The organism is Streptomyces sp. NPDC056452, assembly GCF_042796085.1.
Classification (GTDB): Bacteria; Actinomycetota; Actinomycetes; order Streptomycetales; family Streptomycetaceae; genus Streptomyces.
Window position 1 is genome coordinate 122060 of record NZ_JBHTRI010000022.1, and the last position, 24449, is coordinate 146508.

Annotated in this window: 26 protein-coding genes; 7 read left to right on the forward strand and 19 right to left on the reverse strand. The window is 70.5% G+C overall.

Features of this window, described 5'->3' with window-relative positions; all coding sequences use genetic code 11:
* Positions 1-12: 12 nt before the first annotated feature.
* The 4 genes from ACFQ6X_RS22290 to ACFQ6X_RS22305 all read right to left on the reverse strand — a co-directional run bounded on the left by ACFQ6X_RS22290 (position 13) and on the right by ACFQ6X_RS22305 (position 5957).
* The gene (locus ACFQ6X_RS22290) at positions 13-1593 is read right to left on the reverse strand and encodes a TROVE domain-containing protein (RefSeq protein ID WP_383183955.1); all 1581 of its coding nucleotides are present in this window, start codon (positions 1591-1593) and stop codon (positions 13-15) included.
* Between the two features lie 338 nt (positions 1594-1931).
* On the reverse strand, positions 1932-3407 hold the full coding sequence (locus ACFQ6X_RS22295) for an alkaline phosphatase PhoX (protein ID WP_383183957.1): 1476 nt from the start codon (positions 3405-3407) through the stop codon (positions 1932-1934).
* A gap of 184 nt (positions 3408-3591) precedes the next feature.
* Positions 3592-5064 carry a hypothetical protein gene (locus ACFQ6X_RS22300; RefSeq protein ID WP_383183959.1) on the reverse strand — a complete coding sequence of 491 codons (1473 nt, stop codon included), beginning with the start codon at positions 5062-5064 and terminating at the stop codon, positions 3592-3594.
* Positions 5065-5249: 185 nt separating this feature from the next.
* A complete protein-coding gene (locus ACFQ6X_RS22305) occupies positions 5250-5957 on the reverse strand; it encodes an antibiotic biosynthesis monooxygenase (RefSeq protein ID WP_383183961.1) in 708 nt (235 codons plus the stop codon).
* 123 nt (positions 5958-6080) lie between these two features.
* On the opposite strand from ACFQ6X_RS22305, the gene ACFQ6X_RS22310 reads away from it, so the two are divergent.
* Positions 6081-6524, forward strand: a complete 444-nt coding sequence (locus ACFQ6X_RS22310) for a GNAT family N-acetyltransferase (RefSeq protein WP_383183963.1) — start codon at positions 6081-6083, stop codon at positions 6522-6524.
* An 18-nt stretch (positions 6525-6542) separates the two neighbouring features.
* Here ACFQ6X_RS22310 and ACFQ6X_RS22315 read toward each other — a convergent pair whose 3' ends face one another.
* Positions 6543-7187, reverse strand: a complete 645-nt coding sequence (locus tag ACFQ6X_RS22315; protein ID WP_383183965.1) for a DUF4232 domain-containing protein — start codon at positions 7185-7187, stop codon at positions 6543-6545.
* A 137-nt stretch (positions 7188-7324) separates the two neighbouring features.
* Between ACFQ6X_RS22315 and dapA the strand changes: the two genes are divergently transcribed.
* The gene (dapA, locus tag ACFQ6X_RS22320; protein WP_383183967.1) at positions 7325-8212 is read left to right on the forward strand and encodes a 4-hydroxy-tetrahydrodipicolinate synthase; all 888 of its coding nucleotides are present in this window, start codon (positions 7325-7327) and stop codon (positions 8210-8212) included.
* Here dapA and dapD read toward each other — a convergent pair.
* Both dapD and ACFQ6X_RS22330 read right to left on the reverse strand, forming a co-directional pair.
* On the reverse strand, positions 8209-9207 hold the full coding sequence (gene dapD / locus ACFQ6X_RS22325) for a 2,3,4,5-tetrahydropyridine-2,6-dicarboxylate N-succinyltransferase (protein WP_383183969.1): 999 nt from the start codon (positions 9205-9207) through the stop codon (positions 8209-8211). The two genes, dapA and dapD, sit on opposite strands and share 4 nt — an antisense overlap.
* 9 nt (positions 9208-9216) lie before the next feature.
* Positions 9217-10527 carry an MFS transporter gene (locus ACFQ6X_RS22330; RefSeq protein ID WP_383183971.1) on the reverse strand — a complete coding sequence of 437 codons (1311 nt, stop codon included), beginning with the start codon at positions 10525-10527 and terminating at the stop codon, positions 9217-9219.
* An 86-nt stretch (positions 10528-10613) separates the two neighbouring features.
* On the opposite strand from ACFQ6X_RS22330, the gene ACFQ6X_RS22335 reads away from it, so the two are divergent.
* Positions 10614-11486: a winged helix-turn-helix transcriptional regulator gene (locus ACFQ6X_RS22335; protein ID WP_383183973.1), complete on the forward strand. Its 873-nt coding sequence runs from the start codon at positions 10614-10616 to the stop codon at positions 11484-11486.
* On the opposite strand, the gene ACFQ6X_RS22340 is transcribed toward ACFQ6X_RS22335, so the two are convergent.
* The gene (locus ACFQ6X_RS22340; protein WP_383183975.1) at positions 11487-12035 is read right to left on the reverse strand and encodes a TetR/AcrR family transcriptional regulator; all 549 of its coding nucleotides are present in this window, start codon (positions 12033-12035) and stop codon (positions 11487-11489) included.
* Complete coding sequence (locus ACFQ6X_RS22345) at positions 12035-12355, reverse strand: DMT family transporter (protein ID WP_383183977.1); 321 nt, start codon at positions 12353-12355, stop codon at positions 12035-12037. Before ACFQ6X_RS22345 ends, ACFQ6X_RS22340 begins: the two co-directional genes overlap by 1 nt.
* A gap of 302 nt (positions 12356-12657) precedes the next feature.
* Here ACFQ6X_RS22345 and ACFQ6X_RS22350 point away from each other — a divergent pair, with 302 nt between their 5' ends.
* Positions 12658-13698 (forward strand): hypothetical protein, encoded by a 1041-nt coding sequence (locus ACFQ6X_RS22350; protein WP_383183979.1) that lies wholly within the window; start codon positions 12658-12660, stop codon positions 13696-13698.
* A gap of 7 nt (positions 13699-13705) precedes the next feature.
* Here the strand turns inward: ACFQ6X_RS22350 and ACFQ6X_RS22355 are convergent, their stop codons facing one another.
* The 9 genes from ACFQ6X_RS22355 to ACFQ6X_RS22395 form a co-directional block, all read right to left on the reverse strand.
* A complete protein-coding gene (locus ACFQ6X_RS22355; protein WP_383183981.1) occupies positions 13706-14071 on the reverse strand; it encodes a VOC family protein in 366 nt (121 codons plus the stop codon).
* A gap of 62 nt (positions 14072-14133) precedes the next feature.
* Positions 14134-14472, reverse strand: coding sequence for a metal-sulfur cluster assembly factor (locus ACFQ6X_RS22360; RefSeq protein ID WP_014156915.1), 339 nt, complete (start codon positions 14470-14472; stop codon positions 14134-14136).
* Positions 14469-14924, reverse strand: coding sequence for a Fe-S cluster assembly sulfur transfer protein SufU (gene sufU / locus ACFQ6X_RS22365; RefSeq protein ID WP_329212275.1), 456 nt, complete (start codon positions 14922-14924; stop codon positions 14469-14471). Before sufU ends, ACFQ6X_RS22360 begins: the two co-directional genes overlap by 4 nt.
* Positions 14925-14940: 16 nt before the next feature.
* A complete protein-coding gene (locus ACFQ6X_RS22370) occupies positions 14941-16209 on the reverse strand; it encodes a cysteine desulfurase (RefSeq protein WP_383183984.1) in 1269 nt (422 codons plus the stop codon).
* Positions 16206-16970, reverse strand: a complete 765-nt coding sequence (sufC, locus tag ACFQ6X_RS22375; protein WP_205019479.1) for a Fe-S cluster assembly ATPase SufC — start codon at positions 16968-16970, stop codon at positions 16206-16208. The genes ACFQ6X_RS22370 and sufC overlap by 4 nt, the downstream gene beginning before the upstream one ends.
* Positions 16971-16977: 7 nt before the next feature.
* Positions 16978-17295, reverse strand: a complete 318-nt coding sequence (locus tag ACFQ6X_RS22380) for a bifunctional 3-phenylpropionate/cinnamic acid dioxygenase ferredoxin subunit (protein WP_329212268.1) — start codon at positions 17293-17295, stop codon at positions 16978-16980.
* Positions 17295-18476: a Fe-S cluster assembly protein SufD gene (gene sufD / locus ACFQ6X_RS22385; RefSeq protein ID WP_383183986.1), complete on the reverse strand. Its 1182-nt coding sequence runs from the start codon at positions 18474-18476 to the stop codon at positions 17295-17297. Before sufD ends, ACFQ6X_RS22380 begins: the two co-directional genes overlap by 1 nt.
* A 59-nt stretch (positions 18477-18535) precedes the next feature.
* Complete coding sequence (gene sufB / locus ACFQ6X_RS22390) at positions 18536-19957, reverse strand: Fe-S cluster assembly protein SufB (protein WP_329212265.1); 1422 nt, start codon at positions 19955-19957, stop codon at positions 18536-18538.
* A complete protein-coding gene (locus ACFQ6X_RS22395; protein WP_383183989.1) occupies positions 19954-20694 on the reverse strand; it encodes a helix-turn-helix transcriptional regulator in 741 nt (246 codons plus the stop codon). The genes sufB and ACFQ6X_RS22395 overlap by 4 nt, the downstream gene beginning before the upstream one ends.
* 401 nt (positions 20695-21095) lie before the next feature.
* Between ACFQ6X_RS22395 and ACFQ6X_RS22400 the strand changes: the two genes are divergently transcribed.
* The 3 genes from ACFQ6X_RS22400 to ACFQ6X_RS22410 all read left to right on the forward strand — a co-directional run bounded on the left by ACFQ6X_RS22400 (position 21096) and on the right by ACFQ6X_RS22410 (position 23852).
* The gene (locus ACFQ6X_RS22400) at positions 21096-22022 is read left to right on the forward strand and encodes an ABC transporter ATP-binding protein (protein ID WP_383183991.1); all 927 of its coding nucleotides are present in this window, start codon (positions 21096-21098) and stop codon (positions 22020-22022) included.
* Positions 22019-22786 (forward strand): ABC transporter permease, encoded by a 768-nt coding sequence (locus ACFQ6X_RS22405; RefSeq protein ID WP_383183993.1) that lies wholly within the window; start codon positions 22019-22021, stop codon positions 22784-22786. Before ACFQ6X_RS22400 ends, ACFQ6X_RS22405 begins: the two co-directional genes overlap by 4 nt.
* Before the next feature lie 85 nt (positions 22787-22871).
* Positions 22872-23852: a heme A synthase gene (locus ACFQ6X_RS22410; RefSeq protein WP_383183995.1), complete on the forward strand. Its 981-nt coding sequence runs from the start codon at positions 22872-22874 to the stop codon at positions 23850-23852.
* Between the two features lie 69 nt (positions 23853-23921).
* Here ACFQ6X_RS22410 and ACFQ6X_RS22415 read toward each other — a convergent pair whose 3' ends face one another.
* Entirely contained in the window at positions 23922-24284 is a 363-nt protein-coding gene (locus tag ACFQ6X_RS22415; protein ID WP_383183997.1) for a hypothetical protein, read from the reverse strand.
* Positions 24285-24449: the final 165 nt, after the last annotated feature.

Genomic DNA, 24449 nt, shown 5'->3' on the forward strand with positions numbered 1-24449 from the left:
CCGGATTCGTAATCAGCCGTTCCAGGGCCAGTCGGCGCTCCTGCCCGCTTCCAGCAGGGGCACCATCCGGAATGCCGCGTCGGAAAGACCCCCGAAGGTGTGGCGGTTATCGCTCCCCGACGGGCCGTGCCCGATCCGGTACCCGGCGAGGTTCCAGGTGTAGACCGGAACGGTCGGCGGGATCCCCTCGGCGACGTTCCCGTAGTGCGTGAACGAGGCCTGCTCGTCGGTGACGATCAGCACCCGGTCGTGCTTCCTGTAGTGCCTGCGCACAGCCTCCACGGTGTTGGTTCCGCCCAGGTCGTGGAAGCGCTCCAGGATCTTCAGGACCGACTCGCCCCTGCGGTGGGGCACCGGCGCGCTGCTCGTGCCGAACTCCACCAGGTCGGCATCCGCGGCGCGCAGCGCGAGCGCCGTACCGAAGACGGCCGCGGCGTCGGCCCGGTTCAGCTGCGAGCGGTCAGACAGCGGCGCCCACATGGAACCGGAACGGTCGACAAGGATCAGGGTGCGGCCGGGCAGCGCCGGGATGTTCGCCAGCGAGTGCGCGAGCGCCTGCTCCAGCGGGTAGGCCCAGCGCAGCGAGGGCGCGTGCTGGTAGGCCGCGAGGTAGCGGAAGGGGAACTGCCGGGAAGCCTCGACCGCCGCCGGGTCGGAGATCCTGGCCGCCACCTCGGCCGCGACCGCGTCGGAGACCCCGGCCTCGTCGAAGTTCCGCAGGTTGCGTACGAGCGCCATCGCCCCCATGGAGGGGATCACCGCCTCCCAGACCGCGGCGTCCATCGGACCCTGCAGCCAGCCGGCGAGTGCCTCCCAGGTCATGCCGGCGGCGGCCAGCCGGTCCGCTCCACCGGGTCCTGTGACGACGCCGCGACGCTCGGTGACCGGCAGGTCCATCAGCGCCCGGTGGGCGGTCAGGACGCGGTTCGAGACGGGCGGCACGGCGTCCTCGGGGTGGTGCCGGCGGTCCAGCGCGTACCGGAACAGCTCGCCCTGCCAGGCCTTGGCCGGGTCGGGCGCGGCGTGCACCAGGTTGAGGATGTCGCCGAAGCGGTACCCCTTGGACGCGGTGTCGTACTTCAGCAGCGCCTTGCCGCTGTAGAGGCGGCGTACGGCGTCGGCGATGCCGCGCTTGACGGGCTTGGGCACCGCACGGCCGTACTGCGAGGTCCAGTAGCCGAGCAGCTCACCGGGCTCGTCCGCACGCAGCAGCACCGAGTCCACGACCTGCCGGTTGGACGGGCCGTCCACGGCGCCCGCGTCGAGCCGGGCCTTCACGTACTCGGCGGCTCCGACGATCGACGCCGTACGCATCCCGCCCTCGCGGCGCAGCCAGTGCAGCAGCCCCGCGGTCCACTGCGGGTCCTCGACGGCGAGCTCCCGCACCAGCGCCGCGAACCGGCTGTCGCGCTCGTCGCCGCCCTCGTGGAAGGTCTGCTGCGACACGAAGTTCGCGACCGCGAGGAGGAAGAGCTCGGAACGGCTGTCCCGGACCTGTCCGACGGCTCCCTGGTGGTTGCGCGCGGTGCGCCCGGTGGACTTCACGGGCGAGGTGACGCGGGGCCTGGTGAGACGGGTATTGAAGCGTGCCATGTGAATTCCCCCCGAATTCATGGGAGAAGGCACAGCGAATGGGGTGCCCGAGATCAGGAGTCGGCGACGGGCTCATGTCTGATGCTCTGTCCGATTGAGCTACCGGCCGTGGCCGGACGGGATTCGAACCCGCAACCTTCAGATCCCGGAAGTATCCGTTGCCTGTGCACCGGACACCCCGGCGCTTGTGCCTCCCGAGGTCAGGGCGGCTGCGGCGTGATTTCTGGAAAGGAAGTAGCCGCTGCCTTCGCACCGGGAGGTGCATGGCCCTGACTCTAGGAGAACAACTGCGCGGCACGCGAGGGAATTTCCCCGACGTGCCGCGCACCGGGCGGATATCAGTGCCGGTTCGGCTGGCGCTTCCACGGGCCCGTGATGGCGAGCATGATTCCGGGCGTCTGGATATTGGCGAACAGCGTCTTTCCGTCCGGCGAGAAGGTGACACCGGTGAATTCGCTGTACGAGGGGTCCTCCTCGGTACCCGCGTTCAGGTCGTTGCGTGCGATCGGGTACGTGCGGCCGCTGTCCGTGGCACCGAAGAGGTGCTGGATGCCTTCGCCGTCCTCGGAGATGACCAGGCCGCCGTACGGGGACACGGTGATGTTGTCCGGGCCGTCGAGGGCGCCGTCCTTGGACGGGTCGGGGTTGACGCCGAGGAGGACCTTCAGGGTGAGCGTGCGGCGCTTGGGGTCGTAGAACCAGACCTGGCCGTCGTGCTGGGCGGGGCTCTCGCTCCGGGCGAACGAGGAGACGAGGTAGGCGCCGCCGTCTCCCCACCACATGCCCTCGAGCTTGCGGGCGCGGGTGACCTGGGTGTCGTCGAACTGCTTGCGCACGGGGACGGTCTTCGCGTCACGGTCGGGTACGTCGACCCAGTCCACGCCGTAGACCGTGCCGATCTTCGTGGCCCGGGCCAGGTCGTCGACGAACGCGCCGTTCTTGTCGAAACACTTGGTGGCCTGCAGGACACCCGCGTCGTCGGCGAGGGTGCGCAGCTTGCCGCGGCCGTGCTTGAAGCCGTGCGGCGGGACCCAGCGGTAGAGCAGGCCGTTGGGGCCCGACGCGTCCTCCGTCAGATAGGCGTGGCCGAGCTTGGGGTCGATGACGACGGCCTCGTGGGCGTACCGGCCGAACGCCTTGATCGGGCGCGGGTCGCGGTTGGCGCGCCGGTCGTAGGGGTCGACCTCGAAGACGTAGCCGTGGTCCTTGAGGAGACCGTTCTTGCCGGCCTTGTCCTCGGTCTCCTCACAGGTGAGCCAGGTGCCCCAGGAGGTGCTGCCGCCCGCGCAGTTGGTCGACGTACCGGCGATGCCGACCCACTCGGCGGTGCGTCCGTCGCGGCGGGTCTCCACGACGGTGCAGCCACCGGCCGCGACCGGGTCGTAGACAAAGCCCTCGATGAGCGGGACGGGGTGCTCCCAGCCGGCCCTGGTGCCGCTCAGCTCGTGGTTGTTGACGAGGAGGGTGACACCGCGCGGGCCCTCGAAGGCGGCGGTGCCGTCGTGGTTGGAGGGGGTGGATTCGCCGGTCTCCAGCTTGGTGACACCGCTGTGCGTGACGATGCGGTACGAGAATCCGGCGGGCAGCGCGAGTATGCCCTTCGGGTCGGGGAGCAGCGGGCCGTAGCCCAGTTCCTTGCTGTGTCCGTGCCCGTGGTCGTCGTGGTCGTCGTGGCCGTTCCCGTGTCCGTGCCGGGCGTCCTCGGCGGCCAGGGCGCCCGGTGCGGTGGCCAGCGCGCCGACGGTGCCGGTGAGAGCGATACCGGCACCGGTGAGGGCGGACTGTCTGGTGAATTCCCTGCGAGTGAACGACATCACGGACTCCTGGTGCGACGTGGCCGGGTGGTTGGCGCGATCACACTCCCTCCCCTGCACCAACACCAGTTGAACGCCGCACGACTTCGAGCGGTCCCTGACACCAAGCCCGTCCGGCGTTTGATGACAAACCCGGCCTCCGGCCGTATCCGGGCCGCTCCGTGCTGGCCGAAAAGGCTCCCGTTCAGCTCTTGCTGCGCGACCGGGCCTTGAAGGCGGCCTTGCGGGCGGCCTTCGCCGTCTTCCTGTCGCGGTGCAGCCGTCCGATCGCCTCGAGCACATCGGCCGTCGCCGGGTGTTCCACCCGCCACGCCTCGTCGAAGAAGCCGCTGTGCTGACCGGAGAGCCCCTCGACCAGTTCCTGGAGCTCGTCCATGTCGCCGTCGGCGTCCAGTTGCGCGGCGATCGTGTCGACGGCGAGCCAGAAGATCATCGACTCCGGCGGGGCGGGCACGTCCGCCGCGCCCCGTTCGGCGAGCCAGACCCGGGCCAGCCCGCCGAGCTCCGGGTCGCCGAGCACCGCACGCACCGCGGGCTCGGCCTCCGGGCCGACGAGGGCGAGTGCCTGCTGGCAGTGGAGCCTGCGCAGCGGGCCGCCCTGGTCGGCGCCGCGTGCCGCGACCAGCAGCTCGGCCGCGGCGGCCACCGCTCCGTCCGCTCCGTGCCGCGCGAGCCACAGTTCGACCTCGGCGCGGGAGGCGTCCTCGGGGTAGTACGCGATGCCGTCGAGGAGCACGTCGGCGCCCTTGTCCGCGAGGTCACCGACCGCGGGTGCGTCCACTCCGGCCTCCAGCATCCGCTCCCGGATGCCGTAGAAGCCGAGCGGCGTCAGCTTCACCAGCCCGTACCGGGTGACGTCCTCGTCGTCCTCGGGCGGCTCCGCCTCCTCGCCCTCCTCGGCCAGCAACGCCTCGTCCACGGGCCGGTACTCGACGATCCCGATGGGCTCGAGCAGCCGGAACTGGTCGTCGAGCCGCATCATCGCCTCCGACACCTGTTCCAGGACGTCGTCGGTGGGCTCGCCCATGTCGTCGGGCACGACCATGGAAGCGGCGAGGGCGGGGAGCGGCACCGGGCCCTCGCCCGGTCCGCCCTCGGAGAGGCTCAGCAGATAGAGGTTGCCGAGCACGCCGTCGAGGAATTCGGCCTCGACGTCCGGATCCCAGTCCAGGGCCTCGAAGTCGACGCTGCCGTCCTCACGGATGAGGTCGGCGAAGTCGTCGAACGCCGGCGCGATGGCGTCCGCGTGCACGGCCTCCAGACCGTCGAGCCAGATCGCGAGGACGTCCTGGGGGGATCCGGCGGTCAGCAGCGCCAGGTTCCCGCCTGCGGTGACGGTGCCCTCCGCTCCGTCGTCCGGTTTGCCGTCCTCGTCCTGCGGGTCCTCGACGTCCACGAGCCCGGCGTCGACAGCGAGGCGCCACGCCTCGCTGGCGGACGCGGCCCCGTCCTCGTCACCGGTCAGACCGAGGTGCTCCGCCGCGGCGGGCAGCTGCGCTTCGACGAGCTCGCCACCGGCGCCGACCCGGGTCGCGGGTCCGGCCCAGCGGGCCAGCCGGACGGCGCGGGCGAGCAGCGGAGCGGCCAGCGCGTCCCGTGCCAGCTCGGCCTCGGTGTGCAGCCGCACCGGCGGCAGGGAGGGGCGCTCTGCGGACATCTGGGGGTTCTCCTCGGGCATGCTCGGGACAGGTGCGGGGCGGAGCCGTTGCGCGGGCCCGGACCCGTTGCGCCGGGCACCCCGTACGTACGGGGGATCCCGTCGCGCCCGGGGCGGGCCCTTGCGTACGGGCCAGGCGCCGCAGCCCAGCGTAGACGCATTTCGTCCCGTGCCGCCCGGTTCTGCTACAGGCCCGCCCCGAGGCTGAGCGCAGGGGTGTAGCGGCGCACGCCGCCACCGGTCACACCCGGGTAGTTCTGGACCCGCTTCCACTGCGGTGTCGGGGATCCGACGCCGTCACCGGCCGAGGCGAGGGCGTCGACGTGGGCCTGCGCGGTCTCCCACTCGGCGTAGTTGAGTACACGGTCGCCCTCCGTACCGAGGTGGAAGTGCGCCGCGATGCCGCCGGGTGCCGGCGCCGGATCGGTGCCCAGCGCCTCGAACACCGCGTCCACCCAGCCCCGTTGGCGGTCCGGGTCCGGTCCGTCGAACTCGACGTCGACGATCACGACGCAGCCCGGTTCACGGGTGTCTCCCCCTTCGGTCCCCGAGCGGTACAGCTCGAACGTGTGCAGCCCGAGCCGCTCGATGCCGGGAACGGCTGCGTCGATCTCGGCATTGCGCGCGTCACGGCCGCCGCGCACGAAGTCCTGGTAGGCCTCCTCGCCGGTCCACTGCGAGTAGTGGAGGAGCGTCCTGCCGTCCTCCCCGGTGTGGACGGTGTAGGAAAGCAGTCCGGGATGCGGCCAGTCACGGCTGCTCCAGGCCGCGCGCACGGCTTCGACCGTCTGCCGCTGCCGCTCGGGGGAACCGGCGTCCCAGGTGCTGACCTTGACGAGGCCCGAGTCGGAACGCGTGATCTCGGGGCGGGAGTTGAACGCTGTGGACGGCATGGCGGTGGTCCTCTCCGGGCGCACTCCTGCGGTGCGCAGCCGATGGCCACCCTCGTACGTCAAGCGCACTTGAGGTCAAGGCGGCGGATCCTCCGCCGGGTGCTCGTGCCAGACTGCGCACCTGTGAACCTCCGACCGGCGACGCGCCACGACCTCCCTGCCGTTCTCGCACTTCTCGCGGACGAGGACCGGGTGGTGGACCCGGCATCGGTCGTCGTCGACGCGGCCTACGAGACGGCCTTCGCTGCCATCGACAGCGATCCCCGGAACGAGATGCTGGTCCTGACGGACGGCGACGGCGTGCTGGGTTGCCTGCAGATGACGTACATCCCCGGTCTCGGGAAGCACGGAGCCGAGCGTGCGCTGGTCGAGGCGGTCCGGATCAGGGCCGACCTGCGGGGCGGCGGTCTGGGGCGCGACCTCATGCGGCAGGCCGTGGAGCGAGCCCGGCTGCGGGGCTGCGCGCTCGTGCAGCTGACCAGCGGCAGGCAGCGGACGGACGCCCACAGGTTCTACGAGTCACTGGGCTTCGCCCGCAGCCACGAGGGCTTCAAACTCTCCCTCTGACTCCGGCCGCCCCCTGGCTCATTCCGGCAGTTCGGTGCGCCACGCCGTCGTGTTCAGCTCGTCCATCAGGCGCAGGTCGTGGCCCTCCAGCGGGAAGACCCGGGCTCCCGTGTCCGGGGCGGGAGCGATCTCCAGGGCGTCCCCCTCGATGAGGTCGCCACCCTCCTTGGTGGAGACCCAGGCCAGGATCGACCTGACGGTTCCGCCCGGCTTCAGCGTGACGCCCTTCGCTCCCTGGTCGTTGCCGAACATCGAGCCGCCCGCGTTCACGGGGACGGGAATCCGCTCGCCGTCCTCACCCAGCGCACGGACGGACGGATAGCCGTTCACGCCGTAGGGCTTCGTACCGCAGTTCACGAGCGTGAGGGTGACGGCCCGGTGGAACATCGCGGTCTGTACGGGACCCACGTCGACACGGACCCCGGAAGCGGGGCAGTCCGCCGTCGACGCGGCGGGACTCGGAGCGCCCTGGGCCGGTACGTCAGCCGTGACGGAGGGCGTGGGAAACGGCTCGGCTCGTACTCCGCCCGCACCGCCCCGCGCGCTTTCGGTGCTCGGCGTCGGCTCCCCCTCGCCCGCGGGGACGAGGAAGCCGGAACAGCCCGGGAGTGCCAGCGCGCCGGCCATGATCACGGCCGCCGACATCGTTTTCCGTATCCGCATACCCGTGAACCCCACCCCTGGAACGGTCTGCCGTCTCTCTGTTCGATCATGCCAGACGGTGAGTTCAGCGTCGCTTCACCATCACCCCAAGCAGAACTAAGTGGACCTGTACGGACCGCCGCGCGGAGACTTCCGGCATGACAGCCACCCCGGCCAGGCCCTTCGGCCGCGCCCTCTGCGCCATGATCACTCCGTTCACCGCCGCCGGTGACCTGGACCTGGTCACCGCCCGCGAGCACGCAAGGGGCCTGATCGCGGAAGGCTGCGACGGCCTCGTACTGAGCGGCACCACAGGTGAGTCCCCGACCACCACCGACGAGGAGAAGACCGCCCTGTTGCGGGCGGTCCGCGAGGCGGTCGGCGGCGGCGTCCCGCTCCTCGCGGGGGTCGGGAGCTCCGACACCCGGCACACCGTCCGGCTGGCCCAGGAGGCGGAGGCGGCCGGCGCGGACGGGCTGCTCGTGGTCACCCCGTACTACAGCCGCCCCCCGCAGGCCGCCGTGGAAGCACACTTCGTCCGGGTCGCCGAGGCCACGGGCATTCCCCTGATGCTGTACGACATCCCGGGCCGCACAGGGACGAGGATCGAACCGCGGACCCTGCTGCGGCTGGCGGAGCACCCGCGCATCGTGGCGGTCAAGGACTGCGCGTACGACCTGCTCGGGGCGACGAAGGTGATGGCGCGCACCCGGCTGGCCTACTACTCGGGCTGCGAGGAGATGAACCTTCCGCTGTACGCGGTCGGCGGCGCCGGCTACGTCAGTACGGTGGCGAACGTGGCGCCGCGCCGGATGCGGGCCGTCCTGGACGCCTTCGACGCCGGTGACACCGCGGAGGCGGCCCGCCTGAACGGGCTCACCATCGGCCTGGTCGAGGCCATGATGTGCGCCGGCCTGCCAGGCACGGTCACGGCGAAGGCACTGCTCGACGCGGGCCCGGTCCGCGAACCGCTGCAGCCCGCCGGCCGCGAGGCGACCGACGGGCTGCGCAGGGTGTACGAGGAACTTCTCGCCGCTACCGACTAGTTGTGGCTGTGCAGTACGTCGTTGAGGCCGCCCCAGACCGCGTTGTTCGGGCGGGCCTCGACGGCGCCGGAGACCGAGTTGCGGCGGAAGAGGATGTTCGAGGCACCGGAGAGCTCCCGGGCCTTGACGACCTGCCCGTCCGGCAGCGTGACCCGGGTGCCGGCCGTGACGTACAGCCCGGCCTCCACGACGCACTCGTCGCCGAGCGCGATCCCGACGCCGGCCTCGGCGCCGATGAGGCAGCGCTGTCCGATGACGATGCGCTCCTTGCCGCCGCCGGACAGGGTGCCCATGGTGGACGCGCCGCCGCCGATGTCGGAGCCGTCGCCGACGACGACACCCGCGGAGATCCGGCCCTCGACCATGGAGGTGCCGAGCGTGCCGGCGTTGAAGTTGACGAAGCCCTCGTGCATCACGGTCGTACCGGCGGCCAGGTGCGCCCCCAGGCGGACCCGGTCGGCGTCGGCGATCCGTACACCCTTGGGTGCGACGTAGTCCGTCATGCGGGGGAACTTGTCCACCGAGGTGACCTGGAGGTGCAGGCCCTCCGCGCGGGCGTTGAGCCGCACCTTCTCCAGGTCGTCGACGGCCACGGGGCCGAGCGAGGTCCAGGCGACGTTGGCGAGGAAGCCGAAGATGCCGTCGAGGTTCTGCCCGTGGGGCTGGACGAGGCGGTGCGAGAGCAGGTGCAGCCGCAGGTAGGTGTCGTGCGCGTCGAGCGGCTTGTCGTCGAGCGAGGAGATGACCGTGGCGACGGCGACGACCTCCACCCCTCGACGGGCGTCCACACCGATGGCCCTGGCCGCGCCCTCGCCGAGCCGGTTCACCGCCTCGTCGGTGCCGAGGCGCTGGGTGCCGGCCGGCCCGGGGTCGGCGACGAGCTCGGGGGCGGGGAACCAGGTGTCGAGGACGGTGCCGTCACCGGCGATGGTGGCGAGGCCGGCGGCGACGGCGCCGGTGGTGCGGGCGGAGCCCTGGGAAGTCGTGTCGGTCATGAACAGAACCTAACCGCCCGGGCGGTGCGCGGGCGAACCGGTCTCAGGACGGGGAGTCCTCCCGGCCTGCCCCGGCGCACCCCCGGCCGCCGGGGCCGCCGGGGCCGACAGGCCGGGAGGCGGGCAGGTGCGCGCCGCCGTGGAGGCGCGGCTTGCGAAGGCCGGCCGCCGTGCCGCCAGCACGGCCATCCCCGCGCCGCACGCCACGGCTGCGCAGACCGGCCAGAGCAGGGCGGGCGAGGCCACGTAGAGCGCGCCGCCGAGGGGTGGCGCCAGGACCTGGCCGCTGATGGACGCACCCGCGTACAGGCTCTGGAAGCGGCCCTGCGCGTGGGCGGGCGCCTGGTCGGCGACGTAGGCCGTGGCCGTGGTCTTGTAGAGGATCTCGCCCGCGGTCAGTGACAGCATCATCGTCACGGCGAACAGCACCCCGGCCCCTGGGATCAGCACCGCGTAGCCGAGCCCGACCAGGAGCAGGCCGGCGCCCACGATGCTCAGCGGCGCCCGGCTGCGCAGTGCGTGCGCGGCGGGCAGTTCGAGCAGGAGGATGACGCCGCCGTTGATGGCGATCAGCCAGCCGTAGAACTGGGCGTCGAAGCCGTGGTCGGCGAGGAAGACCGGCAGCGTGGAGTACTGCTGCCGGTACACGAGGTCGACGCAGACGATCGCGCCGAGCAGGACCATCACCGCCGGCCTGGCACGGAGTTCCTGCCACAGGCCCGGTGCGCCGGGGTCGTGCGCGGGCTTGGTGTGCGCGGTACCGCGCGCGGGCAGGATGGCGGCCGCGTAGGCGGCGAAGAGCAGAGTGCCCAGACCGTCGGCGAGGAACAGCCAGCCGTACGAGTACTGGCCTGCGATCAGCGCACCGAGCGGCGGGCCCACGGTGAAGCCGCCGTTCGACGCGAAGCGGCTGAGGGCGAAGCTCCGGCGCCGCCCGCCCTCGGGCACGGAGACCGCGACGAGTGCGGCGTTGGCCGCGCGCACGACGCCCGCCGCGTACTGGGCGAGCGGCAGCACCGCGTACAGCGCGGCGACGGGCAGCAGGGGCAGGGTGACGAGCGCGGCGCCGCTCGCGCAGGCGCCGGCCAGGAGCATCCGGCGATGGCCGTAGCGGTCCCCGAACCAGCCGCCGGTGAAGTTCCCGGCGACCAGACCGATACCGCCGATGCCGCTGATCAGCCCGGCCTGGGCGACGGACAGGCCGCGCGGTCCGGTGAGGTAGACGAAGAGGTACACGAACGTGAAGCTGACGACTGCGTTGAGGAAAGCGCCGAACGCCAGGAGCCGTACCGTCCTCGGTACGCCGCGCAGCATGCCCATCCCGTTCCCCCCGAGTGAGTTCCTTTTGGGAACGGACTATGGCAGCATGATCTGCACAGGTCAACCGAGTAGGAAGGCGGGCCTTCATGCCCCAGCGCACCAGCCTGGCCGACGCCGACTGCGCGATCGCCCAGGCTCTCGACGTCGTGGGCGATTGGTGGACCCTGCTGATCGTCCGTGACGCGGCACGCGGGGTGCACCGCTTCGACGCGCTCCAGCAGGAGCTGGGCGTGTCCCGCAAGGTGCTCACCGAGCGGCTGCACCTGCTGACGGACGCCGGAGTTCTGACCCGGGAGCCGTACCAGGACCGGCCGGTCCGCCACGAATACCGGCTCACCCCGCGCGGGCGCGCACTGCTGCCCGTACTGATCGCCCTCCAGGACTGGGGCGACGCATGGGTGCTGGGAGAAGGAGAGACGATGGCCACGACCGAGGAGAGCTCGAAGGAGGCCGCCCGGGTGCGGTCACTGGTGGGCACCCGGCTGCCCGCGCTGCAACTGCTCGACCTCGACGGCGAGTTGCGCGACCCCGTCGCCGGCACCCCGTACACCGTCCTGTACTGCTTCCCCGGCGCGTACGCCCGCAAGGACGCCTACCCGCCGGGCTGGTCCGGGATCCCGGGCGCGAGCGGCTGCACCCTCGAATCGTGCACCTACCGCGACCAGTTGGCCGAGTTCACCGCCGCCGGCGCGACCGTGCACGGGGTGTCCACCCAACGCCCCGACGAGCAGCGGGCGTTCGCCGACAAGGAGGGGCTGCGCTTCCCGCTGCTCTCCGATGCCGCGCTGACACTGACGGCCGCCCTGCGGCTGCCGACCTTCCGCGCGTCGGGCGTCAGCAGGCTGAAGCGGCTGACGCTGGTGGTGGACAGGGAGCGGACGGTCGTCGAGGCGCTCTATCCGATCACCGACATCGAGGCGAGCGTGCGGGCCGCGCTGGCGGCGGTCCGGCGGCAGTGATCAGCGCCCGGCACCGTCCACGATCCTGGCCAGCATCTCCCGCGCGTACTCCGGGTCGAAATCGCTCCCGGTGAGGAGCACCTGCAGACTGATCCCGTCCAGCAGGGCGACCACGGCCCGCGCGGTGGCCGGGTCGGTGCGGTCGGCCAGCAGGCGGCTCACGCCCTCGGTCCACTCCGCCGCGACGGGCCGCAGGGCGGGCCGGCGCAGGGCGGCCAGATACAGCTCGTACTCCAGCTCCAGCGGGCCGCGGCCGCCCTCGAAGCACTCCGTCAGCAACCGTGTCAGCTCGTCGGCGAGATCGGCGTCCGGGTCCGCGAGGTACGCGCTCTCCCGCGCGACCCGGGCGAAGTTGTCGTTGCACCGGCGCAGCGCCGCGATCAGCAGTTCGTCGAGCGAGGCGAAGTGGTACGTCGTCGAGCCGAGCGGAACGTCGGCCTCGGCGGCCACGGAGCGGTGGCTGAGGCCCGCGATGCCCCGGTCCGCGACGACACGGATCGCCGCGTCGATGATGCGGTCGCGCCGCTCGGGGTCGTAACGGCGCACCATCAGTGGGCACCGCCGAGGTTGAGCACCACGACCCCCACGATGATGAGCGCGATGCCGGCCAGCTTGGCCGGCCCCGCGGACTCGCCCATCCACAGGATCCCGATGGCGGCGACGGCCGCCGTGCCCGCCCCCGCCCAGATGGCATAGGCGGTGCCGACGGAGAGCGTCTTGAGGGTCTGGGCGAGCAGCGCGAACGCCAGCACGTACCCCACGACCGTGATGAGCGAGGGCCACAGCCGGGTGAAGCCCTCGCTGTACTTCATGGCCGTCGTCCCGGCCACCTCGGCGGCGATCGCGACGGCCAGCAGTCCGTATCCCATGCGTACGAGTGTACACATCGTTGCGTACGACCGTACACAACGGCGCGGGGTGTCCTCCCCGGACGCACCGCCACCACGGGGCGCTACGGTGTCCCGACCGGTCGTACCGGATGATGAATGCACGACAACAACACAACGGAGTAGCAGTGGCGCAGGACGCAGGGTGGGGCGGCGGCGCATACGGGGGCGCACCGTACGGCGGATTTCCGTACGGGGGACCTCCGGGGCCGCCGGGATGGGGCGGCTGGGTTCCGCCGTCGAAGCCAGGGGTGATACCGCTCGCACCTCTCAGGCTCGGGGATGTGCTCAACGGCGCGTTCTCGACGATGGGCAAGTACTGGAAGCAGCTGTTCGGCCTGGGCGCCGCCCTGTACGGCGGCGCGGCACTGCTGATGGCGGCGGCGGTGGCCATCGCCTACTCCGCCGTCGCGGATCCGCTGGAGCGGGTGGTCTCGCTCGACTACGAGAAGGAGGCCGCCTCGTCGGACGTCGTCTCGCTCGTGACCGCGGTGGGTGTCCTCGCGGTGCTGGGAATCATCACGATGGTGATCGTCTCGGGCCTGATGTACGCGGCCGTCCCCACGGTGCTGCAGGAGGCGGTACTGGGCAGGCCCATCGAGTTCTCCACGGTGTGGCGCCGGGCGTGGTCCCATCTCGCCCCGGTGATCGGCACGTTGGTCCTCACGGCGCTGATCGTGGCCGTACCCGTGGCACTGGTCATGGTGGCCTTCGTCGGGGTGATCATCACGGCGGTCACCCTGGAGAGCGGCTCCGGCGCCGCCACGGCCATGACGGTCGGTGTCCTCGGCGCCCTGGCGACCGGGCCGCTGGCCGCCTGGCTCTGGGTCAAGTTCTGCCTGGCACCGGCGATCGTGGTCTTCGAGGGCCAGCGCCCGGTGGCCGCCCTGCGCCGCTCCGCCCAGCTGGTACGCGGCGACTGGTGGCGGATCTTCGGCATCACGCTGCTCGTCTACATCATGGCCGCGACGGCCGGCTACTTCATCCAGATGCCGTTCTCGATCCTCGGCATGTTCCCCGGCATCATCAGCACGTCCTCGCTGGACGACGACCCGAGCCCCGCGGCGATCGTGGTCGCGATGAGCGGCTACTTCGTCGCGACGATGCTGGGGCAGATGGTCAGCCAGATCATCTCGACGACGTTCCCGCAGCTGGTGACCGGTCTGCTGTACGTGGACCGGCGGATACGGACGGAGGACCTGGGCCCGGTGCTGGCCGAGGCGGCCGGCGTACCGCAGCAGGGCGGGGTCCCGTACGGAGCACAGCCCGGCCAGGCCCCGTACGGCGGGCACCAGGGCGAAGCCCCCCAAGGCCCCCCGCAGTAGGACCGGCTCAGTCCACCAGGGAGCTCTTCGGGCGCAGTACGCAGAACTCGTTGCCCTCGGGATCGGCCAGCACCACCCAGGTCACGTCCTCGCCCTGCCCCACGTCCACCCGCCGGGCACCGAGCGCGATGATCCGCTCGACCTCGGCGGCCTGGTCGTCGGGGGCCAGATCGATGTGCAGCCGGTTCTTGACCGTCTTCCCCTCCGGTACGGGGACGAAGCACATGCCCGGCATCGCGAACTCGTCGGCACCGATGACGATCTCGTCCTCGTCCTCGAACAGCACCTGCCAGTCCATGACGCGGCACCAGAAGCGCGCCAGCGACGGCAGATCGTGGGTGTCGACGGCGAGCTGGTAAAAGCGAACGGCCATGCCCGCCAGTCTGCCTGGCGGGCATGGCCGTTCGTCGTACCGAAACGGGGTGACGACGGGACTCAGACGTTGAAGCCCAGTGCGCGAAGCTGCTCGCGGCCGTCGTCGGTGATCTTGTCCGGGCCCCACGGCGGCATCCAGACCCAGTTGATCCGCAGCTCGTTGACGATGCCGTCCGTCGCGGACTTCGCCTGGTCCTCGATGACATCGGTCAGCGGGCAGGCCGCGGACGTCAGAGTCATGTCGAGGGTGGCGATGTTGGCGTCGTCGATGTGGATGCCGTAGATCAGGCCCAGGTTGACGACGTCGATGCCCAGCTCGGGGTCGACCACGTCGTACAGCGCCTCGCGGACCTCCTCCTCGGAGGCCGGCTTGGTGGTAAGAGTCTCGTTCTCGCTCATGCCGTCTTCCCTTCGGACAGCGCCTGCGCCGTCGCGTCCTTCCACGCCATCCAGCTCAGCAGCGCGCACTTGACCCGGGCCGGGTACTTGGAGACACCGGCGAACGCGACCGCGTCCTCCAGCACCTCCTCCATCGCATCGTCCGGCTCCAGCTGGCCCTTGGACTGCATCAGCTCCAGGAAGGTCTCCTGGATCTTCTGCGCCTCGCCGAGCTGCTTGCCGACGAGCAGCTCGTTGAGCACGGAAGCGCTGGCCTGGCTGATGGAGCAGCCCTGGCCCTCGTAACTGACGTCGGTGATGGTCTCGCCGTCGTACTTCACGCGGAGCGTGATCTCGTCGCCGCACGTCGGGTTGACGTGATGCACCTCGGCGTCGCCCTCCCGCAGGCCACGCCCGTGGGGGTGCTTGTAGTGGTCCAGGATCACTTCCTGGTACATGGAGTCAAGCTTCACCAGTCAACCCTCGCCATTAACCGAAAAAGTTCCGCACGTGCTCCAGGCCGTTCACCAGGGCGTCGACCTCGGCGGGCGTGGAGTACAGATAGAACGACGCTCGCGTCGTCGCAGGAATTCCGTACCGCAGGCATACCGGCCGTGCGCAGTGGTGTCCGACCCGGACCGCGATGCCCTGCTCGTCGAGTACCTGGCCCACGTCGTGCGGGTGGATGTCGCCGAGCGTGAAGGAGATCGTCGCGCCGCGGTCCTCGGCCGTCGCCGGGCCGATGATCCTGAGGTCGGGGACCTCCAGGAGCCGCCTCACCGCGTACTCCGTGATCGCCTGCTCGTGGCGGTGGATGTTCTCCATACCGATGGCCGAGAGGTAGTCCACGGCCGCACCGAGGCCGACGGCCTGCGCGATCGGGGGGGTACCGGCCTCGAACTTGTGCGGTGCCGGAGCGTACGTCGAGGAGTGCATCGACACGGTCTCGATCATCTCGCCGCCGCCGAGGAACGGCGGCAGGTCCTCCAGGAGCTCCTGCCGTCCCCAGAGCACGCCGATACCGGTCGGACCGACCATCTTGTGGCCGGTGAAGGCCACGAAGTCGGCCTGCAGCGCCTGCACGTCGAGCACCATGTGCGGGGCGGCCTGCGAGGCGTCGATGCAGACCAGCGCGCCGACCTGCTGGGCACGACGGATGATCTTCTCGACCGGGTTGATCGTGCCCATGATGTTGGAGACCAGCGTGAAGGAGACGATCTTCGTCTTCTCCGTGATGATCTCGTCGATGTTGGACAGGTCCAGCCGGCCGTCGTCCGTGATGCCGAACCACTTCAGCTTCGCGCCCGTGCGCTGCGAGAGCAGCTGCCACGGCACGATGTTGGAGTGGTGCTCCATCTCCGTGGTGACGATCTCCGTGTCGCTGTCGACCCGGTAGGGCTCGTCCGCCCAGCCGAGCATGTTGGCGACGAGGTTGAGCGACTCCGAGGCGTTCTTGGTGAAGATCACCTCGTTGCGGCTGGGTGCGTTGATGAAGGCCGCGACCTTGTCGCGAGCGCCTTCGTACAGCGCGGTGGCCTCCTCCGCGATCGTGTACACACCGCGGTGGACGTTGGCGTTGTGCCGCTCGTAGTACTCGTTGAGCGCGTCGAGGACCTGGCGCGGCTTCTGCGAGGTCGCCGCGCTGTCCAGGTAAACGATCTTCTTGCCGTCGTGGACCGTGCGGTCCAGGATCGGGAAGTCCTTGCGGATCGCCTCGGTGTCGAGGAGGCCGGAGAGCCCCTGTCGGGCGTCAGTCACGCGGAAGCGCCACCCTTCGTGTAGGCCTCGTAGCCCTCGTTCTCCAGCGTGTCTGCGAGCTCGGCGCCACCGGAGGCGGCGATCCGGCCGTTGGCGAAGACATGCACGTAGTCGGGCTTGATGTACTTGAGGATGCGTGTGTAGTGCGTGATCAGCAGGGTGCCGACCTCACCGGTCTCGCGGACCCGGTTGACGCCCTCGGAGACGGTCTTCAGCGCGTCGACGTCCAGGCCGGAGTCGGTCTCGTCGAGGATCGCGATCTTCGGCTTGAGGAGCTCCAGCTGGAGGATCTCGTGGCGCTTCTTCTCACCGCCGGAGAAGCCCTCGTTGACGTTGCGCTCGGCGAAGGCGGGGTCCATCTGGAGCCCGGCCATCGTCTCCTTGACCTCCTTCACCCACGTACGCAGCTTCGGCGCCTCGCCGCGGACGGCGGTGGCGGAGGTGCGCAGGAAGTTGGAGACCGAGACACCGGGGATCTCGACCGGGTACTGCATGGCGAGGAACAGGCCCGCGCGGGCGCGCTCGTCCACGGACATCTCCAGGACGTCCTCGCCGTCCAGGGTCACCGTGCCGCTCGTGATCGTGTACTTGGGGTGACCCGCGAGCGAGTAGGCGAGGGTCGACTTGCCGGACCCGTTGGGGCCCATGATGGCGTGGGTCTCGCCCTGCTTCACGGTCAGGTCGACGCCCTTGAGGATCTCCTTCGTGGCGTTGTCGGCCTCGACGGAGACGTGCAGGTCGCGGATTTCAAGCGTTGCCATGGGTGACTCAGGACTCCTGGGTGACGGAGACGAGCACATCGTCCCCTTGGATCTTTACGGGGTATACGGGGACGGGGCGCGTCGCGGGAAGACCGGACGGCTTGCCGGTGCGGAGGTCGAAACTCGATCCGTGCAGCCAGCACTCGATCGAGCAGTCCTCGACCTCGCCCTCCGACAGCGAGACGTTCGCGTGCGAGCAGATGTCGTTGATCGCGAACACCTCGCCCTCGGTGCGGACGACGGACACCGGCGTGCCGTCGAGCTCCACCCGCTTCGGGGTGTCGTCCTCCAGCTCGCTCAGCGCACAGGCTTTGACGAAGGCCATCAGACCGACGCCTTCAGCTCGGTCTCGATCTTGTCGAGGAGACGGGCTTCGACGTCGGGAAGGCCGATCTGCTGGACGAGCTCGGCGAAGAAGCCGCGCACGACGAGCCGGCGGGCCTCCTCGGCCGGGATACCCCGGGACTGCAGGTAGAACAGCTGCTCGTCGTCGAAGCGTCCGGTCGCCGAGGCGTGTCCGGCGCCGACGATCTCGCCGGTCTCGATCTCCAGGTTCGGTACGGAGTCGACCCGGGCGCCGTCGGTGAGAACCAGGTTGCGGTTCATCTCGTACGTGTCGGTGCCCTCGGCGGCGGCCTGGATGAGGACGTCACCGATCCACACGGCGTGCGCGCCGTCGCCCTGGAGCGCGCCCTTGTAAGCGACGTTGGACTTGCAGTGCGGGGCGTTGTGGTCGACAAGGAGGCGGTGCTCCTGGTGCTGGCCCTTGTCGGTGAAGTACAGGCCGAAGAGCTCCGCCTCGCCGCCGGTGGACGCATAGGCGACCCGCGGGTGGAGGCGGACCACGTCGCCGCCGAAGGTGACGACGATGGACTTGAAGGAGGCGTCCCGGCCGATCAGCGCGTTGTGCTGACCGAGGTGGACGGCCTTCTCGTCCCAGTCCTGGACGGAGACGACGGTGAGCTTCGCCCCGTCGCCCAGGACGTAGTCGACGTTGGCTGCGAGCACCGCGTCGCCGGTGTGGTCGATGACGACGACTGCCTCGGCGAAGGCGCCCAGCTCGATGACCTGGTGGCCGTAGGCCACACCGCCCTGGCCGTGCACGGCGATCCGGATCGGCTCGGTGAGCACGGCCTCCTTGGCGACCGTGACGACCGAGGCCTGCTGGAAGGACGAGTACGCCTGGGCGGCGACCCGGTCCACGGGCGTGCCGGCCCTGCCGAGCCGCGCGTCGTCGCGGCCGACGGTCTCGACCGTGACGCCGGAGGGCGCCTCGATCACGACCTTGACCCCGTCACCGGTGGCGACGGCGGTGCCGTCGTGCAGTCCGCGCAGCCGCTCCAGCGGCGTGAACCGCCACTCCTCCTCGCGGCCGTGCGGGACCGGGAAGTCCGCGACGTCGAAGGACGGGGGGGCGCTCATGCGCGTGGCGACGGTGGACTCGGCCGCCACCGCGATGGACCCGGCGGTGGTGGAGCCCGCCGGAATGTTCTGAGCCTCAGCCATGGCTGTCGTAGTGCTCGCTTTCTCAGTCAAATGTCAGGGGGATCCGGTCGGCGGGCCTGCTAGCCGACCGAGCCCTCCATCTGCAGCTCGATCAGCCGGTTGAGCTCCAGGGCGTACTCCATGGGCAGCTCCTTGGCGATCGGCTCGACGAATCCGCGCACGATCATCGCCATGGCCTCGAACTCGGTCATGCCGCGGCTCATCAGGTAGAAGAGCTGGTCCTCGGAGACCTTGGAGACGGTCGCCTCGTGACCCATCGACACGTCGTCCTCGCGGACGTCGACGTACGGGTAGGTGTCGGAGCGCGAGATGGTGTCGACGAGCAGTGCGTCGCACAGCACGTTCGACTTGGCGCCGGGGGCGCCCTCACCGATCTCGATCAGACCTCGGTAGGAGGTACGGCCGCCGCCTCGTGCCACCGACTTGGAGACGATGTTGGAGGAGGTGTTCGGCGCCATGTGCACCATCTTGGCGCCGGCGTCCTGGTGCTGGCCCTCGCCCGCGAAGGCGATGGACAGGGTCTCGCCCTTGGCGTGCTCGCCCATCAGGTAGATGGCCGGGTACTTCATGGTGACCTTGGAGCCGATGTTGCCGTCGACCCACTCCATGGTCGCGCCCTCGTACGCCACGGCGCGCTTGGTGACGAGGTTGTACACGTTGTTCGACCAGTTCTGGATGGTCGTGTAGCGGCAGCGGCCGCCCTTCTTCACGATGATCTCGACGACCGCGGAGTGCAGGGAGTCCGAGGAGTAGATCGGCGCGGTGCAGCCCTCGACGTAGTGGACGTAGGCGTCCTCGTCGACGATGATCAGCGTCCGCTCGAACTGGCCCATGTTCTCCGTGTTGATACGGAAGTAGGCCTGGAGCGGGATCTCCACGTGCACGCCCTTCGGCACGTAGATGAAGGAGCCGCCGGACCACACGGCCGAGTTCAGCGAGGCGAACTTGTTGTCACCGACGGGGATGACGGTGCCGAAGTACTCCTGGAAGAGCTCCGGGTGCTCCTTCAGCGCGGTGTCGGTGTCCATGAAGATGACACCCTGCGCCTCGAGCTCCTCGTTGATCTGGTGGTAGACCACCTCGGACTCGTACTGCGCGGCGACACCGGCGACCAGGCGCTGCTTCTCCGCCTCGGGGATGCCGAGCTTGTCGTACGTGTTCTTGATGTCCTCGGGCAGGTCCTCCCAGGACTCCGCCTGCTTCTCCGTGGACCGCACGAAGTACTTGATGTTGTCGAAGTCGATGCCCGACAGGTCCGAGCCCCAGTTCGGCATGGGCTTCTTGCCGAACAGCTTCAGGCCCTTGAGACGGAGCTTCAGCATCCACTCCGGCTCGTTCTTCTTCTCCGAGATGTCGCGGACGACAGCTTCGGACAGGCCGCGCTTCGCCGCCGCGCCTGCCGCGTCGGAGTCGGCCCAGCCGAATTCGTACGTGCCCAGGCCATCGAGCTCAGGGTGGGCAGTCTCCGTAGGGAGCGTCATGCGGGGTTCCTCCCGGCCGTACTTGCAGATGCTGATGAGGTGGTCTGTGGTGCTGCGGGGCTGCTGCGCGGAACGAACGTCGTGCACACCCCGTCGCCGTGGGCGAGGGTGGCCAGACGCTGTACGTGCGTCCCGAGCAGGCTGGAGAAGAATTCCGTCTCCGCCTCGCACAGCTGCGGGAACTGCTCGGCGACATGCGCCACCGGGCAGTGGTGCTGGCACAGCTGCTCGCCCTGCTGGGGGCCCGGCGCGCTGCGCGCCGTAGCAGCGTACCCGTCGGCCGACAAGGCCTTGGCCAGCGCCTCGGTGCGTGCCTCGGGGGCCACGGCGTCGACCGCGGCGCGGTACGTCTCCCACTGGGCGGCCATCCGCGCGCGGGCGAAGGCGACGAGCGCCTCGTCCCCGCCCGTTTCGGCGATCCAGCGCAGGGCGTCGGCGGCGAGCTCGTCGTAGGACTGGTCGAAGGCGTCCCTGCCGCAGTCGGTCAGGGCGAACACCTTGGCCGGGCGGCCACGGGTGCGTGCTCCGTACACCCGCTGTTCGCGGGCCTCGACGACATCGTCGGAGACGAGGGCGTCGAGATGACGGCGTACGGCGGCCTGGGTCAGGCCGACGCGCTTCGCCAGATCGGCGGCGGTGGACGGGCCGTGATCCAGGATGGAGCGCGCGACCCGGTTGCGCGTCGAGCGCTCACCGGTCGCGAGTTCCTCCTGAGGAGCCTCGCCAACGTATTTCACAACGCCATTGTTGCGTAATTCATCCGGGCCTGACAACCCACCCCCGGACCGGGCGCGGTGCGCTTCATCACTTAGGCGAACCTAAGTTGACCTGCGGAAATGATGATCTCCGGCACAGCGTCGCAGGTGGGAGGTCCAGACCACGGGCAGCGGCCGGGCCTGCGGAAACGCGGGACCGGCCCCCGGCGGAAGAAGGTCCGCCGGGGGCCGGTCGGGTGACTGCGGGCCCGCACCGGAACGCATCAGCTCGACGGGGCACGAGATCGGGAGAACGTTCCCGTCGTCCGTTCCGCCCGGGGAATTCGGCCGGATCCCGCGGCGCGGCCACGGATCCCACGCCCCGCACCCCCGGGGAACCCTCCGCGCAGCGTCCCGGAGCACCCCGCCTAGACTTGCCCGCCATGAGCAGCGAGCCCGTCGTACAGGTCAAGGCCCTGGTAAAGCGCTACGGCACCAAGACCGCGGTGGACGGCCTCGACCTGGAGGTCCGGGCGGGCGCGGTGACCGCGGTCCTCGGCCCCAACGGCGCCGGCAAGACCACCACTGTGGAAATCTGCGAGGGCTACCGCAGGCCGGACGACGGGACCGTGCGGGTCCTCGGCCTCGACCCGGTCGCCGACGCGGCCGCGCTCCGTCCCCGTATCGGCGTGATGCTGCAGTCCGGCGGCGTCTACTCCGGTGCGCGCGCCGACGAGATGCTCAAGCACATGGCGAAACTGCACGCCCACCCGCTGGACGTCGGCATGCTCATCGAACGTCTCGGGCTCGGCAGCTGCGGCCGCACCACCTATCGCCGGCTCTCCGGTGGCCAGCAGCAGCGCCTCGCCCTGGCGATGGCCGTCGTCGGCCGGCCCGAGCTGGTCTTCCTGGACGAACCGACCGCCGGCCTCGACCCGCAGGCCCGCCGCTCCACCTGGGACCTGGTCCGGGAGCTGCGCACCGACGGCGTGTCGATCGTCCTCACCACCCACTTCATGGACGAGGCCGAGGAACTCGCCGATGACATCGCCGTCATCGACGCGGGCCGGGTCATCGCCCAGGGCAGCCCGGAGCAGCTGTGCCGCGGCGGCGCCGAGAACACCCTGCGCTTCACCGGCCGGCCCGGGCTGGATCTCGCCTCCCTCCTGAAGGCCCTGCCCGACGGCACCGAGGCGGCCGAGCTCACCACGGGCGCGTACCGCATCACCGGGAGGATCGACCCGGAGCTGCTGGCCACCGTCACCTCCTGGTGCGCCCAGCACGGCGTGATGCCGGACGGCATCGCGGTGGAGCGGCACACCCTCGAGGACGTCTTCCTCGAACTGACCGGCAAGGAGCTGCGCGCATGAGCGCCGGTACGTACACCCCACGCCCCGGCGCCGCCCCGCTGCCGCGCATGATCGCCGCACAAGCCGCGCTGGAGACGCGGATGCTGCTGCGCAACGGCGAGCAGCTGCTGCTGACGGTGGTCATTCCGACGCTGCTGCTGGTGCTGTTCAGCGCGGTCGACATCGTCGACACGGGCGCGGGCGAACCGGTCGACTTCCTGACCCCCGGCATTCTCGCGCTCGCGGTGATGTCCACGGCCTTCACCGGCCAGGCCATCGCGACGGGGTTCGAGCGGCGCTACGGGGTACTCAAGCGACTGGGCGCCTCACCGCTGCCGCGCTGGGGCCTGATGGCCGCGAAGACCCTCGCGGTGCTGGTCACCGAGGTGCTGCAGATCGTCCTGCTCACGGTGATCGCCTTCGCGCTGGGCTGGTCGCCCGAGGGCAGCCCGTTCGCCGTCCTGCTGCTCCTGGTGCTGGGCACCGTGGCCTTCTCCGGCCTCGGGCTGCTGATGGCGGGGACGCTGAAGGCCGAGGCGACCCTCGCGGCGGCCAACCTGGTCTTCCTGCTGCTGCTGGTCGGCGGCGGGGTCATCGTGCCGCTGGACAGGTTCCCGGACGCGGCGCAGTCGGTCCTCGGGCTGCTGCCGATCTCGGCGCTCTCGGACGGCCTCAGGGACGTCCTCCAGCACGGCGCCCCGATGCCCTGGGGCAGCCTGGGGATCCTCGCCGTGTGGGCGGCGCTCGGGCTGGGCGCGGCGGCGAAGTTCTTCCGCTGGGAGTGAGCATGCGGTGACATACCGCCGATGTCGCGAGACATCCGGGATCGACCCCACCCCTCGTGAAAACATGCACAAGCCGTTGCCTACGATGGTGCGCGTGGAAACCCCCCTCTCCTACATCGCCAAGCGCTGGACGCCGTCCGTGACGACGGCCCGGCGTGCCGCACTGTCCGCAGTCGTCATGACGGTGTTCATCATCGTCACCGGCGGTGCCGTCCGGCTGACCGGTTCCGGCCTGGGCTGCGACACCTGGCCCAAGTGCACGGACGACAGCCTCTTCGCCACGCCGGAGCAGGGCCTGCACGGCGCCATCGAATTCGGCAACCGCATGCTCACGTACGTCCTGTCGGCCGCGGTCGGCTGGGCGATCATCGCGGCGCGCTCCCTGAAGCCCCGCCGGCGCGGTCTGACCCGGCTCGCCTGGTCGCAGTTCTGGCTCGTGATGGGGAACGCCGTCATCGGCGGTATCACGGTCTGGGCGGGCCTCAACCCGTGGTCGGTGGCCGGGCACTTCCTGCTCGCCAACTGCCTGCTCACCGTGGCCGTCCTCACCTGGGTGCGGATCGGTGAGGGCGACGGCCCGCGGCGCCCGCGCGCCCCGAAGCCGGTGCGAACCCTGTCCTGGGCGATCGTGGCGACCTCGGTGGTCCTGATCGTGCTCGGCACCACGGTGACCGGCTCGGGCAAGCACGCCGGGGACAGCAGTGACGTACCGCGCATGCCGTGGGACTGGTCCGCCGCGGCCCATGTCCACGCCGTCGCCGCCTGGGTGGTCTGCGCCCTGGCCATCGCGATGTGGCTGGCCCTGCGGATCGTGGACGCCCCCGCCGACACCCGGGCGCGCTCCCGGGACCTGCTGATCGTCCTGGTGGCGCAGGGCACCATCGGGTACGTGCAGTACTTCAGCGACGTCCCCGAGATCCTGGTCGGCCTCCACATGCTCGGCTCGGGCCTGATGTGGATCGCCGTGCTGCGGTTGCTGCTGTCGCTGCGCGAGCGCCCGGTGGCGGGGGCCACCGTTCCCGCCCCGGCGTCCGGACGGCAGCCCGAGCACACACCCGTGGCCTGATCCGAGCGAAAGGCCTCCGCCGTCGTACCCGAGCGGGTACGACGGCGGAGGCCTTTCGCGTGTGCGGGTTCAGCCGTTCGACGGGCCGCCGAGCTGGATGCCGGCCATCCGGGACCACTCGTACGGGCCGGTGCGCACCTTGGCGGCGAATTCGCCGTCGAAGCTCTCGTGCATCGTGATCCCGGACTTCTGCGCGGCGCTCTCGGCGACGGCGTAGGAAGGGGCGACCAGGTCGCCCCAGCCGCCGTCCTCACCCACGAGGACGATGCGGGTGCCCATCTGGCCGATGTAGGCGAGCTGCCCCTCGGCGCCGCCGTGCGCCTTGGCGAAGGCGCCGATCTGCTTGGCGAGCTTCGCAGCCCTGCGCTCCGCGCGGGCCGCGTGCTTGCTGTCGTCCGTCTGCTGGGTCTGGGGCTCTGCCGTCTCTGCCATGAAAATGATGCTACCGACGGGTACTTCAACGGGCGACGGGGGGGGGCGGGGGCGAGGGCCCCGCCCCCCCCCGCCGGGGGGGGGGGGGACATCGGGGCGTACCCCCGGAGGGGGGCCACCCCCGTGGGGCCAACAAAAGGGGGACAAAAGTTTTTTTACCCAGGG

Coding starts and splice junctions, on each gene's coding strand:
- ACFQ6X_RS22290 (WP_383183955.1), bottom strand. CDS start 1,593: ATGGCACGCTTCAATACCCGTCTCACCAGGCCCCGCGTCACCTCGCCC.
- ACFQ6X_RS22295 (WP_383183957.1), bottom strand. CDS start 3,407: ATGTCGTTCACTCGCAGGGAATTCACCAGACAGTCCGCCCTCACCGGT.
- ACFQ6X_RS22300 (WP_383183959.1), bottom strand. CDS start 5,064: ATGTCCGCAGAGCGCCCCTCCCTGCCGCCGGTGCGGCTGCACACCGAG.
- ACFQ6X_RS22305 (WP_383183961.1), bottom strand. CDS start 5,957: ATGCCGTCCACAGCGTTCAACTCCCGCCCCGAGATCACGCGTTCCGAC.
- ACFQ6X_RS22315 (WP_383183965.1), bottom strand. CDS start 7,187: ATGCGGATACGGAAAACGATGTCGGCGGCCGTGATCATGGCCGGCGCG.
- dapA (WP_383183967.1), top strand. CDS start 7,325: ATGACAGCCACCCCGGCCAGGCCCTTCGGCCGCGCCCTCTGCGCCATG.
- dapD (WP_383183969.1), bottom strand. CDS start 9,207: ATGACCGACACGACTTCCCAGGGCTCCGCCCGCACCACCGGCGCCGTC.
- ACFQ6X_RS22330 (WP_383183971.1), bottom strand. CDS start 10,527: ATGGGCATGCTGCGCGGCGTACCGAGGACGGTACGGCTCCTGGCGTTC.
- ACFQ6X_RS22335 (WP_383183973.1), top strand. CDS start 10,614: ATGCCCCAGCGCACCAGCCTGGCCGACGCCGACTGCGCGATCGCCCAG.
- ACFQ6X_RS22340 (WP_383183975.1), bottom strand. CDS start 12,035: ATGGTGCGCCGTTACGACCCCGAGCGGCGCGACCGCATCATCGACGCG.
- ACFQ6X_RS22345 (WP_383183977.1), bottom strand. CDS start 12,355: ATGGGATACGGACTGCTGGCCGTCGCGATCGCCGCCGAGGTGGCCGGG.
- ACFQ6X_RS22355 (WP_383183981.1), bottom strand. CDS start 14,071: ATGGCCGTTCGCTTTTACCAGCTCGCCGTCGACACCCACGATCTGCCG.
- ACFQ6X_RS22360 (WP_014156915.1), bottom strand. CDS start 14,472: ATGAGCGAGAACGAGACTCTTACCACCAAGCCGGCCTCCGAGGAGGAG.
- sufC (WP_205019479.1), bottom strand. CDS start 16,970: ATGGCAACGCTTGAAATCCGCGACCTGCACGTCTCCGTCGAGGCCGAC.
- ACFQ6X_RS22380 (WP_329212268.1), bottom strand. CDS start 17,295: ATGGCCTTCGTCAAAGCCTGTGCGCTGAGCGAGCTGGAGGACGACACC.
- sufD (WP_383183986.1), bottom strand. CDS start 18,476: ATGGCTGAGGCTCAGAACATTCCGGCGGGCTCCACCACCGCCGGGTCC.
- sufB (WP_329212265.1), bottom strand. CDS start 19,957: ATGACGCTCCCTACGGAGACTGCCCACCCTGAGCTCGATGGCCTGGGC.
- ACFQ6X_RS22400 (WP_383183991.1), top strand. CDS start 21,096: ATGAGCAGCGAGCCCGTCGTACAGGTCAAGGCCCTGGTAAAGCGCTAC.
- ACFQ6X_RS22405 (WP_383183993.1), top strand. CDS start 22,019: ATGAGCGCCGGTACGTACACCCCACGCCCCGGCGCCGCCCCGCTGCCG.
- ACFQ6X_RS22410 (WP_383183995.1), top strand. CDS start 22,872: ATGGTGCGCGTGGAAACCCCCCTCTCCTACATCGCCAAGCGCTGGACG.
- ACFQ6X_RS22415 (WP_383183997.1), bottom strand. CDS start 24,284: ATGGCAGAGACGGCAGAGCCCCAGACCCAGCAGACGGACGACAGCAAG.